Annotated in this window: 15 protein-coding genes; 8 read left to right on the forward strand and 7 right to left on the reverse strand. The window is 71.9% G+C overall.

Annotated elements, in window-relative coordinates:
• Complete coding sequence (locus tag CG723_RS34560; protein WP_100597466.1) at positions 1-1,095, forward strand: phosphotransferase family protein; 1,095 nt, start codon at positions 1-3, stop codon at positions 1,093-1,095.
• Positions 1,096-1,102: 7 nt separating this feature from the next.
• Here the strand turns inward: CG723_RS34560 and CG723_RS34565 are convergent, their stop codons facing one another.
• A complete protein-coding gene (locus CG723_RS34565) occupies positions 1,103-1,543 on the reverse strand; it encodes a hypothetical protein (RefSeq protein WP_100597467.1) in 441 nt (146 codons plus the stop codon).
• 224 nt (positions 1,544-1,767) lie between these two features.
• On the opposite strand from CG723_RS34565, the gene CG723_RS34570 reads away from it, so the two are divergent.
• From CG723_RS34570 to fxsA, 4 genes are all read left to right on the forward strand, one after another.
• Positions 1,768-2,208 carry an Lrp/AsnC family transcriptional regulator gene (locus CG723_RS34570; protein WP_100597468.1) on the forward strand — a complete coding sequence of 147 codons (441 nt, stop codon included), beginning with the start codon at positions 1,768-1,770 and terminating at the stop codon, positions 2,206-2,208.
• A 69-nt stretch (positions 2,209-2,277) separates the two neighbouring features.
• On the forward strand, positions 2,278-3,915 hold the full coding sequence (locus CG723_RS34575) for an amidohydrolase (RefSeq protein ID WP_100597469.1): 1,638 nt from the start codon (positions 2,278-2,280) through the stop codon (positions 3,913-3,915).
• Between the two features lie 516 nt (positions 3,916-4,431).
• The gene (locus CG723_RS34580; protein WP_100597470.1) at positions 4,432-5,193 is read left to right on the forward strand and encodes a polyprenol monophosphomannose synthase; all 762 of its coding nucleotides are present in this window, start codon (positions 4,432-4,434) and stop codon (positions 5,191-5,193) included.
• 75 nt (positions 5,194-5,268) lie between these two features.
• Positions 5,269-5,850: an FxsA family membrane protein gene (gene fxsA / locus CG723_RS34585; RefSeq protein WP_100597471.1), complete on the forward strand. Its 582-nt coding sequence runs from the start codon at positions 5,269-5,271 to the stop codon at positions 5,848-5,850.
• A 131-nt stretch (positions 5,851-5,981) separates the two neighbouring features.
• On the opposite strand, the gene CG723_RS34590 is transcribed toward fxsA, so the two are convergent.
• The 4 genes from CG723_RS34590 to yczE form a co-directional block, all read right to left on the reverse strand.
• Positions 5,982-6,356: an RNA polymerase-binding protein RbpA gene (locus CG723_RS34590; protein WP_081223278.1), complete on the reverse strand. Its 375-nt coding sequence runs from the start codon at positions 6,354-6,356 to the stop codon at positions 5,982-5,984.
• Between the two features lie 255 nt (positions 6,357-6,611).
• Positions 6,612-7,970 (reverse strand): MFS transporter, encoded by a 1,359-nt coding sequence (locus CG723_RS34595; RefSeq protein ID WP_100597472.1) that lies wholly within the window; start codon positions 7,968-7,970, stop codon positions 6,612-6,614.
• A gap of 46 nt (positions 7,971-8,016) precedes the next feature.
• Positions 8,017-8,784: a glycerophosphodiester phosphodiesterase gene (locus CG723_RS34600; RefSeq protein ID WP_100597473.1), complete on the reverse strand. Its 768-nt coding sequence runs from the start codon at positions 8,782-8,784 to the stop codon at positions 8,017-8,019.
• The gene (yczE, locus tag CG723_RS34605) at positions 8,781-9,449 is read right to left on the reverse strand and encodes a membrane protein YczE (RefSeq protein WP_100597474.1); all 669 of its coding nucleotides are present in this window, start codon (positions 9,447-9,449) and stop codon (positions 8,781-8,783) included. The genes CG723_RS34600 and yczE overlap by 4 nt, the downstream gene beginning before the upstream one ends.
• Positions 9,450-9,548: 99 nt before the next feature.
• Here yczE and CG723_RS34610 point away from each other — a divergent pair, with 99 nt between their 5' ends.
• Positions 9,549-11,048 (forward strand): SCO1417 family MocR-like transcription factor, encoded by a 1,500-nt coding sequence (locus CG723_RS34610; RefSeq protein WP_100597475.1) that lies wholly within the window; start codon positions 9,549-9,551, stop codon positions 11,046-11,048.
• A gap of 19 nt (positions 11,049-11,067) precedes the next feature.
• On the opposite strand, the gene CG723_RS34615 is transcribed toward CG723_RS34610, so the two are convergent.
• Positions 11,068-12,678: a hypothetical protein gene (locus CG723_RS34615; RefSeq protein WP_100597476.1), complete on the reverse strand. Its 1,611-nt coding sequence runs from the start codon at positions 12,676-12,678 to the stop codon at positions 11,068-11,070.
• Positions 12,679-12,715: 37 nt separating this feature from the next.
• A complete protein-coding gene (locus tag CG723_RS34620) occupies positions 12,716-12,910 on the reverse strand; it encodes a hypothetical protein (protein ID WP_100597477.1) in 195 nt (64 codons plus the stop codon).
• Positions 12,911-13,192: 282 nt separating this feature from the next.
• Here CG723_RS34620 and CG723_RS34625 point away from each other — a divergent pair, with 282 nt between their 5' ends.
• Positions 13,193-13,585, forward strand: coding sequence for an ankyrin repeat domain-containing protein (locus tag CG723_RS34625; RefSeq protein WP_100597478.1), 393 nt, complete (start codon positions 13,193-13,195; stop codon positions 13,583-13,585).
• Positions 13,586-13,863: 278 nt separating this feature from the next.
• A complete protein-coding gene (locus tag CG723_RS34635) occupies positions 13,864-15,282 on the forward strand; it encodes a hypothetical protein (RefSeq protein ID WP_100597479.1) in 1,419 nt (472 codons plus the stop codon).
• The last annotated feature ends 48 nt before the right edge of the window (positions 15,283-15,330 follow it).

A 15,330-nucleotide genomic window follows, 5' to 3' on the forward strand; every position in this document is an offset into this window, starting at 1 on the left:
ATGGCGACAGCACCCCGACCGCGCACCAGCACCCGCGACCCGGAGGAGGTGTCCCGAAGACTGACGTCCTGGCTGGCCGCCCGGCTGCCGGGCGCCGAAGCGGTGAACGTGACCGTCCCCGAGTCCAACGGCATGTCCAGCGAGACCCTGCTCTTCGACATCGAACACCCCGAACCCCCGGTCCGGGCCTGCGCGTTGAGACTCGCCGCCGACCCGTCCGCGTACTCGATCTTCCCGGACTACGACATGCCGCGGCAGTACCGCACGATGCGGCTCGCCGCAGATCGGACCGGGCTGCCGGTGCCGCGCGTGTTGTGGCTGGAGGAGGATCCCGCGCCGCTGGGCGCTCCGTTCTTCGTGATGGAGCGCGTCGAGGGCCGCGTACCGCCGGACGTCATGCCCTACACGTACGAGGGCAACTGGCTGCACGCCGCGACGGACGCCGAGCGCGCACGGCTCCAGGACGCGACCGTGGGTCTCATCGCCCGGCTGCACGACGGAGTCCCGGCGTCCGAGGCCGAGTTCCTCGCCGCATCCGGAAAGGGCAGCGCACTGCGCCGTCACGTCGAGGCCCAACGCGCCTACTACGCCTGGGTGGTGGACGGGCTGCCGCCGTCACCGCTCATCGAGAGCGCCTTCGACCGGCTCGCCGAACTCTGGCCCGCCGACGAGGGAGAACCCGTCCTCAACTGGGGCGATGCCCGCATCGGGAACATCATCTACGACGGCTTCGAACCGGCCGCCGTGCTCGACTGGGAGATGGCGGCCCTGGCCCCGCGCGAGGTCGACCTCGGCTGGACCGTGTACCTGCACCGCTTCTTCCAGGACCTGACCGAGAGCTTCGGCCAGGCCGGCCTGCCCGGCTTCCTGCGCCGCGAGGACATCGAGCGCCGCTACGCCCAACTCACCGGCCACGCGCCGCGCGACATGGACTTCCACACCTTGTACGCCGCCCTGCGCCACGCCATCGTGATGCTGCGCGTCGCCTACCGGCAGGCGTACTTCGGAGAGGTGGCCGTGCCGGACGATCCGGACACACTGATCCTGCACCATGCCAGTCTGCGGGCCATGGTGCAGGGCAGTTACTGGAGTTGAGGCGTCGTCAGGCGGCTGTGCGCCGCACCTGCTCGGGGACGCGCAGCGGGCGCGAACCCGGGCCGCCCACGTGTGAGAAGGGCTGCATCCGCCAGTCGAGGCCCTGAGGGAGCGTCAACAGGAGGGCGGTGTCCTGCTCCTGAACCTCCGTCGAGTCGTCGGCGGGCCGGGCGTCGGCCGCCGGGCGGCCCGTACCGGCGCAGACCGTGAGACCGAACGGGTTCCACGGCGAGGCGCACAGCGCGTGCTCGGGCAGCGCGTCCTCGTCGGCGAGCAGCGCGATCGGCTGCGCGCAGTCCGGGCAGAACACCCGGTACATCTCGAAGGTGTCGTACTCGTCGAACGCGTCGATGCCGGTGTCCGCCGGTTCGACACCCTCCGGCTCGGGTTCGATCGCCGGCTGCTGCCGACTGCGGGCAGGACGACCGGGACGCTTCACATTCTGCATGGGACTCTCCCCCTCGGGTGGGCCGACAAGGCGCTGCGGCCTCGACCACAGCAAGCACTTCCCGTCCCGTCGTGGGGGTAATCGTGGCACGCGCCTGGACACGGTTCGACAGGTGTGGTCTTCGTCACATGCTGATTGCGGATGTCCGGCAGCAGGTAGGCGTATCCGCCCCCATGGCCCGCTCGGGTATCCCCGGGGATCAAGGGCCCTGTAGGTTCTGCGCCATGGAGGAGCTCGACCGACAGATCGTGCAGCTGCTCGTCAAGGACGGGCGGATGAGCTACACCGACCTGGGCAAGGCCACAGGCCTGTCCACGTCCGCGGTGCACCAGCGCGTGCGCCGACTCGAACAGCGCGGGGTCATCCGCGGCTATGCCGCGGTCGTCGACCCCGAGGCGGTCGGCCTGTCGCTCACCGCCTTCATCTCGGTGAAACCGTTCGACCCCAGCGCCCCCGACGACATCGCGGAACGCCTCGCGGGCGTCCCGGAGATCGAGGCGTGCCACAGCGTCGCCGGCGATGAGAACTACATCCTCAAGGTCCGCGTGGAAACCCCGCACGACCTGGAGAACCTGCTGGCCCGGGTGCGCTCCCTCGCAGGCGTCTCCACCCGCACGACCGTGGTCCTCTCCACGCCGTACGAGGCACGGCCGCCCCGCGTCTGACCGACGCGGGTCCGACCGCTACGGGCCCCCGGGTGCGGCCCGGGGGCACAAACGCGGGAAACTGTCCCCATGAGTACGACCCCCACGCCGCCCGCACCGGCTGAGTCCCGCACCTTCCTTCTGCGCGGTGGCGACGTCCACAGCCCCGCCGACCCCTTCGCCACGGCCATGGTCGTCGAGCGGGGGCACGTCGCCTGGGTCGGCTCCGAAGGCGCGGCAGACGCGTTCGCCGAGGGGGTCGACGAGGTCGTCGACCTCGAAGGCGCCCTCGTCACTCCCGCGTTCACCGACGCCCACGTCCACACCACGTCGACGGGGCTCGCCCTGACCGGCCTCGACCTCTCCGCGGCCCGCACCCGGGGCGAGGCGCTCGCCCTCGTCCGCGCCCACGCGGCCGCCCGTCCCACGGACCGGATCCTCCTCGGCCACGGCTGGGACGCCGCCCGCTGGCCCGACGGCGCGCCCCTCACCCGCGCCGAGCTCGACGAGGCCACCGGCGGCCGCCCGCTCTACCTCTCGCGCATCGACGTCCACTCGGCCGCCGTCACCACGGCCCTGCTCGACCTCGTCCCCGGCATCGCGGACCGCCCCGGATTCACCCCCGACGGCCCTCTCACCCGCGACGCCCACCACGCCGTCCGCGCCGCCGCCCACGCCGCCGTCACCCCGCAGCAGCGCACGGAGGCCCAGCGCGCGGCCCTGCGGCACGCGGCCTCCCTGGGGATCGGGTCCGTGCACGAGTGCGGCGGTCCCGACATCTCCTCCGAGGACGACTTCACCGGGCTGCTGCGGCTGGCCTCCGAGGAGTCCGGCCCCCGGGTCGTCGGCTACTGGGCCGACCGGGACATCGACCGGGCCCGCGCGCTGGGCGCCGTCGGCGCCGCCGGTGACCTGTTCGTGGACGGCGCCCTCGGCTCGCACACGGCCTGCCTGCACGAGCCGTACGCAGACGCGGCCGCCGGGCACACCGGCACCTCCTACCTGGACGCCCACGCCGTCGCCGGCCACGTCGTCGCCTGCACCGAGGCGGGGCTCCAGGCGGGCTTCCACGCCATCGGGGACGCCGCGGTGACCGCCGTGGTGGACGGCGTGCGCGCCGCCGCAGAGAAGGTCGGCCTCGCCCGTGTCAGGGCCGCGCGGCACCGCGTCGAGCACGCCGAGATGCTGTCGCCGGAAACCATCGCCTCCTTCGCCGAGTTCGGCCTCACCGCTTCCGTACAGCCCGCGTTCGACGCCCTGTGGGGCGGCGAGGACGGCATGTACGCGGACCGCCTCGGCGCTGAACGGGCCCGCGCCCTCAACCCGTTCGCCGCGCTCCTGCGCGCCGGGGTCCCGCTGGCCTTCGGATCCGACAGCCCCGTCACCCCGCTCGACCCGTGGGGCACGGTCCGCGCCGCGGCCTTCCACCGCACGCCGGAGCACCGCGTGTCCGTGCGGGCCGCGTTCACCGCGCACACCCGCGGCGGCTGGCGCGCCGTCGGCCGGGACGACGCGGGAACCCTGGTCCCGGGTGCCCCGGCGGACTACGCCGTGTGGCGCACCGAGGAGCTCGTCGTCCAGGCGCCGGACGACCGCGTCGCGCGCTGGTCGACCGACCCGCGCTCCGGGACGCCCGGTCTCCCCGATCTCACGCCGGGGGCCCAACTGCCGCTCTGCCTGCGCACGGTGGTCGGCGGGCGGACCGTGTACGTAGGGCCGGACGAGTGATGTAGGCGTGCGCAGTACCGCCGACAGCGGTCCACCGCACGCTCGCGCGACCTGCGAGTCCTCGGCGCTGACCAGGTGGTTTCCTCAATCACCGCAGATCAAACGGGTGTTGACAGCTGGGCGCGGTCGACGGGTAGGTTCGGCCGGGTCCACCACTGGACGTCCGACCGGGGAACCTCCGCGCAGTCGATGAACGCCGCTGGGTCATGGGCGGTGTGCCGCACCGGCGCACCGCCACTGGGAGCCAGGCCCAGCACCCGCGCCATGGAGCGCTGGAACGTTCCGGCCGGATGGGGGTCCCTCCCTGCTCCGCGGGAGCACGGGGGAAGGTGCGACCCGGGTGGGGCCCGGACGCTCAGTAGACAACGGCTCTCGGTAGACCCGCAGCCAGCGGTCCCAGGCCGGCCCGAAGGGCACCGGGCCCCGATCCCGCAGTCCCGCGCAGGGCGCCTTACCAGCGCCGACAAGCACTCTCGCTATGGTGGTCCCCTCGTACAGGAGTCTTAAGGGGAAGCTGTGAACGACGGCGGTGGGCGGCAGTTCGGCCCTCTCGGTACGGCGCTGGTGATCATCCCGACCTACAACGAGGCGGAGAACATCAAGTCGATCGTCGGCCGGGTGCGCGCGTCCGTGCCCGAGGCGCATGTCCTCGTCGCCGACGACAACAGCCCCGACGGCACGGGAAAGCTCGCCGACGAGCTCGCCTCGGGCGACGAGCAGGTGCGGGTCCTGCACCGGCAGGGCAAGGAAGGTCTGGGCGCGGCCTATCTCGCGGGCTTCCGCTGGGGCCTCGAGAACGGCTACGGCGTCCTGGTGGAGATGGACGCCGACGGCTCTCACCAGCCCGAGGAGCTGCCCCGGCTGCTGACCGCGCTGAAGGGCTCCGACCTCGTGCTCGGCTCGCGCTGGGTGCCCGGCGGACGGGTCGTCAACTGGCCCAAGTCGCGTGAGTTCCTCTCCCGCGGCGGCAGCACCTACTCGCGGCTGCTGCTCGACGTGCCGATCCGGGACGTCACCGGGGGCTTCCGTGCCTTCCGTCGCGAGACCCTCGAAGGCCTCGGGCTCGGCGAGGTCTCCTCGCAGGGCTACTGCTTCCAGGTCGACCTCGCCCGCCGGGCCGTCAGGGCCGGCTATCACGTCGTCGAGGTGCCCATCACGTTCGTCGAGCGCGAGCTCGGCGACTCCAAGATGAGCCGTGACATCGTCGTCGAGGCGCTGTGGCGGGTCACCGCTTGGGGCGTGGGGGAGCGCATGGGGCGTGTGATCGGCCGCAAATAGGCCTGAGCCGCAGCCTCCGTCGATCTTGATCTCCCGCTTACGCCACTCGGGCCGGGGCCCAGGCACACTGGGGGCATGACCACTGGCACCCCGCCCCCTTCGCGCCCCGCCACGCCCCGGCGTTCCCGGGTCCGCACGTTCCTGCCGCTCGGTATCGCCGCGTGGCTGGTCCTGGAGATCTGGCTGCTGACCGTGGTCGCGGGCGCGGCCGGCGGGTTCACCGTCTTCCTGCTGCTGCTCGCCGGGATCGTGCTCGGCGCCGTCGTCATCAAGCGCGCCGGGCGCCGGGCCTTCAAGAATCTGAGCGAGACGCTGCAACAGCAGCAGAGCGGCGCGGTCCCGGCAGGCGAGCAGCGCTCCGGGGGCAACGGTCTGCTGATGCTGGCGGGCCTGCTCCTGATGATCCCCGGCCTGATCTCGGACGCCCTGGGTCTCGTCCTGCTCGTGCCGCCCGTCCGTACGGCCCTGAGCCGCTACACGGAGCGGACCATCGAGCGGAAGATGCAGTCGGCCACTCCCGGGACCTTCGGCGACGCGTTCCAGCAGGCGCGGATGCACCGGCCGGACGGCACGGTCATCCAGGGCGAGGTGATCAAGGACGATGAGCGGCCCGCACAGCGCCCCGACGCGGGTCCGCGCCCCCCGATCACTCCCTGAGCGTGCGCGGGGCCCAGAAGCTCACTGAGCCCCGCCCGGCGCCGGACATGCGAAAAGCCGTGGGCCGGACACACATGACGTGTGTCCGGCCCACGGCTTCTGTCAGTCGCGCTCCCGCTGCTCCCGAGGGATCAGGCGGACTTGCGGCTGTCGCGCGGATGCACCGCGATGTTCATGGCACCTGATCGGAGAACGGCGAGCCGCTCCTCGAGGACCTCTTCGAGTTCCTCGCGAGTGCGCCGCTCCATCAGCATGTCCCAATGTGTACGAGCGGGCTTGGCCTTCTTCTCCTCAGGGCCGTCTCCGTCGACCAGAAGTGCTTGGGCCCCGCAGACCTTGCACTCCCACTCGGCCGGAATTTCGGCCTCCACCGAGAAGGGCATCTCAAAGCGATGTCCCTTCTCGCATGCGTACTCCACGGCCTGGCGCGGGGCCAGGTCGATGCCGCGGTCCGTCTCATAGCTGGTCACTACGAGGCGTGTGCCGCGAAGAGCTCGCTCACTCATGAATCGTGCCTCCCGGGCTTGTCGCCCACAGGACAGGTGTCGCTGTCGTCGTCATCCGGTCAACGTCCGGTCGGCGGTAAAGATTCCCGGTTCCGGGTCATGCGTCGCCGTCGTAGCCGCCCCTTGTTGTACCCACCGGCGCCCGGTTTGTCACATCTGCCAGCAGATGTCACCCAGCGTTTTGCGATATTGACGTGCAGTAACGGTACGCCTGGCAGGCCAAACGCGTACACTACCGGCCTTTGGCCCCAGGTGCTAAATCCGGGTGGGCACGGGATTTCCTGCGGCCCGCACCGCCTGCCTCACCGGAACCCGGGCAAGCAGCACAAAGCCGATCATGAAGAACGCCACCAAGGACACGATGGCGTCCCTATAACTGCCGGTCAGCTGGTACGCGAGGCCGAAAACGAGCGGTCCGAGCCAGCTCATTCCCCGGTCACTCATCTCGTATGCGGAGTAGTACTCGGCCTCCTTTCCGGCCGGTACCAGATGGGAGAACAGGGAGCGCGACAGCGCCTGCGTGCCGCCGAGGACGAGCCCGATCCCGGCCGCCAGCGCGAAGAACCACACCGGAGCACCCGACGGCAGGAAGTAACCGGCCCCGATCGTGACCGTCCAGGCGATCAGCGAACCGAGAATCGTGTTCTTCGCGCCGTACGTACGGGCAAGGCGCCCCATCGCGAGCGCGCCCGCCACGGCAAGGACCTGGACCAGCAGCACCGCCACGATCAGCGTCGACTGGTCGAGGCCGAGTTCCTCCGAGCCGTACACGGATGCCTGCGAGATCACCGTCTGGATGCCGTCGTTGTAGACCAGATAGGCGAGCAGGAAGGAGAGCGTCAGCGGGCGGCGGCGCATGTCACGGACGGTCGAGGCCAGCTGGCGCCAGCCGGGCACGGCGGCTGCCCCGTCGTCGGCGGCTGCCGTGCGCCGGTCCCGCAGGCGCCGTAGCGGTACGAGCGTGAAAGCGCCCCACCACACACCCGCCGAGGCCAGGCAGATCCGGACCGCCGTCGACTCGGAGACGCCGAAGGAGTCGTGGCCGGAGTACAGGACGAGGTTCGCCACCAGGACCAGCGCCCCGGACGCGTAGCCGAAGGCCCAGCCGCGCGAGGAGACCGCGTCGCGTTCCTCGGGGGGCGCGATCTGGGGCAGATACGAGTTGTAGAGGACCATCGACACCGCGAGCGAGGCATTGGCGACGACGAGCAGGAGCCCGCCCAGCAGATAGCGGTCCCCGTCCAGGAAGAACATCCCGGCGGTCGCCGTGGCCCCCAGGTAGGCCGAGATCGCGAGCAGCGGCTTCTTGCGGCCCGTACGGTCGGCGGCCGCACCCGCGAGCGGCATCACCAGGATCGAGACGATGACCGAGGCGGAGACGGTGTACGCGAAGAACGCGCCGGCCCGGACCGGTATCCCCAGGGGGTGCACGAAGCCGTCCGCGTCCGCCGCCGACTTGGCGACCGCCGTCAGATACGGCCCGAGGAACACCGTGAGGACGCTCGTCGAATAGACCGAGCACGCCCAGTCGTAGAAGTACCAGCCCCGCTGCTCCCGGCGCCGCTGCGCCGCCTCGTCGCCCGCCGGCTCCGCCCGCACGGTGTCGCTGCCCACCCGCGCCCCCTCGCTGTCCCCGTGTCCGGACGCGGCCGGCGGGCGGTCAGGTCCAGGCTCCCCGGTCCTTGAGCACGTCACGCAGCGTCTCGATGTGATCGGTCATGATGCCATCCACACCGAGGTCGAGGAGTTCACCCATCTGCGCGCGGTCGTTGACCGTCCACACGTGGACCTGGAGCCCGCGCGCGTGGGCCGCGCGGACGAAGCGCCGGTCGACGACGCGTATCCCCGACTGGGCCACGGGTACCTGGGCGCACACCGCCGAAGGGCGCAGCGCCGCGGGCAGCCCGAGGGACCGCAGCCGCAGGCCGAGCACGCCACGCGTGCCGTACGACGTGGCGAGGCGGGGACCCGCGAGGGACTGTGCCCTGGCGACCCTGGCCTCCGAGAACGAGCCGACGCAGACCCGGTCCCACGCGTTCGTGCGGCCGATCAGGTCGAGCAGCGGGAGCAGCGCGGGCTCGGCCTTGACGTCCACGTTCCAGCGCACGTCGGGGAAGGTCTCCAGGAGTTCCTCGAAGAGCGGCACCGGTTCGCGGCCCGCCACGCGCGCGTGGCGCACATCGCTCCAGGGGAGGTCCGCTATGCGGCCCGCCGCGTCCGTGACCCGGTCGAGGGTCGCGTCGTGGAAGGCCACGAGCGTGCCGTCGGACGTGGCGTGCACATCGGTCTCGATATAGCGGTAGCCGAGGTCCACGGAGCGCCGGAACGCCGCCATCGTGTTCTCCAGACCGTCGGCCGTCCCGCCGCGATGGGCGAAGGCCAGCGGTCCGGAACGGTCGAGATACGGATGGCGTACGCGCGTGGTCACCGCGGAAGTATCGCCCCTTCGGGTGACGCGCCGGCAACCGCGGTGGGTGCCTCGGGCGGCGCGGGGGCGGCGAAGACCTTCAGGAACACCTGGGCCAGCGGGCCGATCGCCACGGCGTACAGGACGGTGCCGACGCCGATGGTGCCGCCGAGGGCGAAGCCCGTCGCCACCACCGCGATCTCGATGGTCGTGCGTGCCAGCCGGATCGAGCGCCCGGTACGCCGGTGCAGCCCCGTCATCAGGCCGTCGCGCGGGCCGGGTCCGAAGGAGGCGGCGATGTAGAGGCCCGTCGCCGCGCCGTTCAGGACGATCGCCGCCGCCATCAGCGGGATCCGGATCCCGAGGGCGTGCACATCGGGGACGACGGCCAGCGCGCCGTCCATCGCGATGCCGACCACGAAGACGTTCGAGACGGTGCCGAGACCGGGGCGCTGCTTGATCGGGATCCACAGGAGCAGCACCAGGGCGCCCACGATGATCGACACGACGCCGATGGAGAGCCCTGTGAGCTCGGCGAGGCCCTGGTGGAGCACGTTCCACGGCTCCAGGCCGAGCCCCGCCTCCACGAGGAGACCGGAACTCACGCCGTACAGCGCCAGGCCGACGTAGAGCTGGAAGAGGCGCCGGGTGAGACCGGGGCCGGGTGGCGTGGACGACGCGGACAAGTGGAGCCCCCTGTGGTGGTAGTGGCCTGTCGCGTGACAGTCTGTGGCTTGGGAACACAGGCCAACCATGGCCAATTCGGGGAAGGTGGACTGGACTCCATGGCTCAGTGGACTTCGGCGGTCGGCGCGGCCCAGCTCGCCCGGCTGCTCACCTCCCAGCAGACGCGCCCCCCGGGCCCCGGCAGCCGCCGCCCGCCCGCCTACCGCGCCCTCTCCGACGGCATCCGCCTCCTGGTCCTCGAAGGGCGCGTGCCCGTCGCGGCGCGCCTGCCCGCCGAGCGCGAGCTCGCCGTCTCCCTCGCCGTCAGCCGCACGACCGTCGCCGCCGCCTACGAGGCGCTGCGCGGCGAGGGGTTCCTCGAATCTCGCAGGGGAGCGGGCAGCTGGACGGCCGTACCGGCCGGAAACCCACTGCCCGCGCGCGGCCTGGAGCCCCTGCCGCCCGAGGCGCTCGGCTCGATGATCGACCTCGGCACCGCGGCCCTGCCCGCCCCCGAACCCTGGCTGACCCGCGCCGTCCAGGGCGCGCTTGGCGAACTCCCGCCCTACGCCCACACCCACGGCGACTACCCCGCGGGCCTGCCCGCCCTGCGCGAGATGCTCGCCGAGCGCTACACGGCCCGCGGTATCCCGACCATGCCCGAGCAGATCATGGTGACCACCGGCGCGATGGGCGCGATCGACGCGATCTGCCACCTGTTCGCGGGCCGCGGCGAGCGCATCGCCGTCGAGTCGCCCTCGTACGCCAACATCCTCCAGCTCATGCGCGAGGAGGGCGCACGGCTCGTCCCGGTCGCCATGGCCGAGGGCCTCGCGGGATGGGATCTCGACCGCTGGCGGCAGGTCCTGCGCGACGCGGCGCCCCGCCTCGCCTACGTCGTCGCCGACTTCCACAACCCCACCGGGGCGCTCGCCGACGAGGACCAGCGCAGGCAGCTCGTCGACGCGGCGCGCTCGGCCGGCACGGTGCTCGTCGTCGACGAGACCATGACCGAGCTCCACTTCGACCACGACCTGGACATGCCCCGCCGCGTCTGCGCGTTCGACCCGGCGGGCTCCACCGTCATCACGGTCGGCTCGGCGAGCAAGGCGTTCTGGGCGGGCATGCGCATCGGCTGGGTCCGGGCGGCGCCCGATGTGATCCGCAGCCTCGTGGCCGCGCGCGCCTACGCCGACCTCGGCACCCCGGTCGTGGAGCAGCTGGCCGTGAACTGGCTGCTCAGCACCGGCGGTTGGGAGGAGGCCGTTCAGCTGCGCCGCAGCCAGGCCCGGGACAACAGCACGGCGCTGGTCGCCGCGCTGCGCCGCGAGCTGCCCGACTGGGAGTTCGACGTGCCGGTCGGCGGTCTGACGCTGTGGGTGCGTGCCGGAGGCCTGTCGGGCTCGCGGCTCGCGGAGGTCGGCGAACGCGTCGGCGTTCGGGTCCCCTCGGGTCCCCGCTTCGGGGTGGACGGCGCCTTCGAGGGCTACGTGCGGCTGCCGTTCACGGTCTCCGGGGCGGTCGCCGACGAGGCTGCGGCGCGGCTCGCGGCGGCGGCGCGGCTGGTGCGGGAGGGCGGAGCGTCCGGGGCGGAGCCGCCGCGGACGCTCATCGCATAGGGCCGCTGTGGCCCGGCCGTCACCCCTCGGCGGCGACCGCCTGCACCGTACCCACCGCTTCCACGACGTGGACCGGCTCGGCCGCTTCGACCGGCTCGGGCTCGGGGCTGTCGTCGGCAGGCGTCGTCCGCTGCGGGAGCAGCCCGAGCACCGCCTGCCGGTGCGCGTCACTCGTCGCGTCGTCGTACGGGTCGGGGGTGGCCGGCACCTGGAGGCGGTGGACGGGCCCCGCGCCGAGGCGCGCGTAGCCCCGTCCGGCGGGGACGTCCGGGGTGGGCGTCGTGTGGGGCGCGACCCCGAGGACGTCCTCGATCTGGTCGTACGTGGCCGGGCCGAGCACCACGCGCGCGCGTGTGTGCTGACAGACGGTGTCGGTCAGGGAGTCGAGGCTGTCGAACTGGTCCGCCACGACGACCGTGACGTTGGCCGCGCGCCCGTGCTGCAGGGGGACCTGGAGCAGCGTCTGCGGGTCCTTGCGCCCGTCGGCCGCGGCCAGATGGCCGAGGACGCTGGGCCGGTCGAGCAGGATCCACAGGGGGCGCCGGGTGTCGTCCGGCGCGGGGTGGCCGGCCTGGCGCGCCCGGTTCGCGGCGATCAGGCGCCGCTCCGTCTCGTGGGCCGCCCATTCCAGGCTGGCCAGCGCGCCGGCCAGCCCGCACTCGACGGCCAGGACACCGCTGCGTCCGGTGAGGCACGCGTAGTCGCCCGTTCCGTTGCCCTCCACGATGAGGACGTCACCGTGCTGGAGGGCCTGGAGCGCGATCGAGCGCAGGAGCGAGGTGGTCCCGCTGCCGGGGTGGCCGACGGCGAGAAGGTGCGGCTCGGTGGAGCGCATCCCCGTACGCCAGACGACGGGCGGTACGTCGCGCCGCTCGTCGCCGTCACCGAGGGGCAGGGTCCGCTGGGTGCCGCTCTCGTCGGTGAAGCCGAGGACCATTTCGCCCGGTGCCGTGACGAATCGCTGGGCGGCGATGTCGGTGGGCAGCGGGGGCATGACGGTGACCGTCAGCTGGTTGCCCTCCTCGTCCCACTCGAAGTGGTACTCGCGGCCCCGGCCCGACTTGGCGTGCAGGAGCTGTTCGATACGGGCGCGGGAGTCGGCCTCACCGTCCGTGAAGTACGCCGGGTAGTGCAGCACGATCCGTGAGACGCGCCCGTCGTCGTCGAAGTCGTACGACTCGAAGGCCTTCTCCCACTCGCCGCCGTGGGCGAAGAGCGGGTTCGGGTCCTCTGGGACGGAGAAGTACGGGACGAGCGCCTCGTAGAGCGCGGTGAGCCGCTTGACCTGGGACTCGTCGGGACCGGTCGGCGCCGGCGGGGTCTGGTCCCGGCCCGTCCATGCGGCCGCTGCCATCAGGGTGATGAGCGCCAGCAGCGGCCCGTACGGAATCAGCACCACGACCAGCACCGAGGCCGCCACCAGGAACAGCAGCGGTCCGCGCCGGTCCTTGGGGGTGTCGGCCCACTTGTGCCGCCCGGCGGATGCCAGGCGGCCCAGGCCCTTGGTGATCGTGATCAGGGGATGGAGTACGTCGATGGCCCCGTCGGCTGCCGTCCGTGCCAGTTCCCGGCTCCGGGCGATGGGGGCGCTGCCGTTGCTCAGAATGCGGGGGAGGGGGCGCCGGGCCACGTCTGTCTCCTGAAGTTACGTGCGAAGGGGGAGGGGGTCAGAACTTGATCCCGCCGAGCAGGCTGGCCAGGCTCGCGCCCCCGGCCTTGATGCTCGGGGCGATGGCGGTGCCCGCGAGGTAGAACCCGAAGAGGGCGCAGGTCAGGCCGTGCGAGGGCTTGAGTCCGTCTTTGCGGAAGAAGAGGAAGACGATGATTCCGAGCAGCACCACGCCTGAGATGGACAGGATCATTTGAGTTCTCCTGGTTGATGGGGACAGTCACCATGAGTCCTTCCAGGCTCACAGCATGTATCTATACGATAAAAGGTGCAAATGGGTGGAATATTCTTGATTTCACCCGTTCGGCAGGCGTCCCGTGAGCCTCCTGGGCGTGTGCTGTTCGGCCGTCAGGGCTCTTCGTGATCTTTGCCTCGGTCGGCGCTGCTCATGTGCTGAACCGGGCAGTACTCTGTCGATTCACTCGTACGGCCGCACGGTCGTAGCACTCCGGATACGCAAAGGCGGTCTGTTCCGATGAGCGAAGTCCCCGACCCCGAGGTCGTGGAACTGGCCACCAAGATCTTTGATCTTGCGCGCCGGGGTGAGAGCGAACAGCTCGCTGCCTATGTCGACGCCGGCGTATCCCCGGACCTCACGAACGACCGTGGCGACTCCCTGGTGATGCTCGCCGCCTATCACGGGCACGCCGAGGCGGTCCGCGCGCTGCTCGCCCGCGGCGCCGACGCCGACCGAGCCAACGACCGGGGCCAGACCCCGCTCGCGGGCGCCGTCTTCAAGGGCGCGGACGACGTGATCCGGGCGCTGCTCGACGGCGGGGCCGACCCGGCGGCGGGAACTCCGTCGGCGGTCGACACGGCCCGCATGTTCGCCAAGGCGGAGCTTCTGGAGCTCTTCGGCACTTCCTGAGGCACCGCCTTTGACCAGGCAGAACGGGGGAGCAGGAAATGTGGTCGCGGCGAGAAGAACCGCTGGGTCATCATGACGACGTGATTCACGGACGCGACGGCGGGGCAGATGGTGCCACACCGCGTGGGCCGTGAACGGTCCGATTCGGACCACGGACGAGAGGCAGAGGAAGATGGTCTACAGCAAGCAAGAGACGGCGGGCGCCCCGCAGTGTTGTCGCGCGGCCAGGTAGTGCAGTTCCCCCGGTTGCGTCGACGCTTGATGTGAGGCTGTTTCCCATGTTCGATCCGGTCATAGCGCCCAGCGGTACGCTGCTCGGCCTGCTGCAGAGGGGCCGCGGCGACGGCACCCTGCACGCGTTGACGGCGCCGCGTGCCGAAGCGCTCGCGGCTCTGAACCACTGTGTGCTGAGCGACCCCCGCCACGACTGGCAGGTGGAGAACCGCTCGCTCTACTACGCCCGTCTCTACCTCGACCTCCACGGAGAGCTGGGGGAGATCGAGCGTCACCTCTTCGACCCCGACGACGTCCTCAATACGGACGAGTCCCGCACGGGCCTCGCGCTCGCGGTCCTCGGCCACCTCGCCTCGTACGGCAGGCGCGACGCCCTGGAGCTGCTGCGCCGCTACGCCGCCTTCGGGTCCAGCTGGGCCTGGGCGCTTGACGAGCTGGCCCTGCGCGACGACGACGCGGGGCTGCGCGTGCTCGCCGCCCCCATCCTCGACAGATTCCCCGAGGACCCCGAGGGCGACGCCGAGCTCGCCGCCGCCGTGCGCGACGCCTATGAACCGCGCCCCTGGCGGCTGTGGGCCGACGACCCCAGGGAAGCCATCGGCGCCCGCGTGCGCGCCGCCCAGGAACGCGGCTCCTTCGACCAGTGGCAGCGCCAGATGCGCCCCGCCGGGCCACGCCCCGGCTGGAGCGTGCGGGCCGTCTTCGACTGGGCCCAGGAAGGCCTCGAACGCGGAGCCGTCCTGTACGTGCCCGCCGCGCGCTGCCTGACCGCCGTCGCCGGACCCGATGACAGGGCCGAGATCGTCCAGGCCGCGCTCACCGGGCACGACGGCGCCCGCAGCACGGCCCTGCGCTATCTCGCCGACAACCATGATCCCGACGTACTCGATCTGATCGAGGCCGCCGTGGAGAGCCCCTCGCACGCCGTGGTGGACGCCGCCCTCGACGCCTTCGAACGCATGCGGACGGTCGCCTCCCTGGAGCGCGCCCGCCGCTGGGCCCCCAGGCCCGACGCCCTCGGTGCCGCCGCGGGACGCATGCTCGCCTGCCGCGGCGGAGCCCAGGACACCGAACCGGTCCTGGCCGCACTGCGCGAGGCGGTGCGCGGCGAAGGCGCCGACGCACCGACCTTGTGGCCCCTGGTCGACGGGGCGGGACGCCTCGGCATCGCCAGCGCCGCCCCCGTTCTGCGCCACGTCTACAGAGAGACCGCCTCGTCCCACCTGCGCGGCCACGCCGCCAAGGCCCTCGCCGCCACCGACCCCTCCTTCGCCGCAGGATTCGCGGTCGAATGCCTGTGGGACTGCGAGGAATCCACCCGCGAAGTCGCCGCGCGCCACGCGGAGACAGGCGACGCGCGCGTCGTGGACCAGCTCAGAAGACTCGCCGCCGACCCGGCCGAGGAGGCCGAGGTGCAGACCGCGGTGCGCAGCAGAATAGGCCCGGACGCGACGGCTTTGTGACCGGCGGCTTTCCGGGAGGCAACGCTCGACGGACGCTGCCTCCCGGCC

Origin of the sequence: Streptomyces sp. CB01635 (genome assembly GCF_002803065.1) — a bacterium.
In the GTDB taxonomy this organism is placed as follows: domain Bacteria; phylum Actinomycetota; class Actinomycetes; order Streptomycetales; family Streptomycetaceae; genus Streptomyces.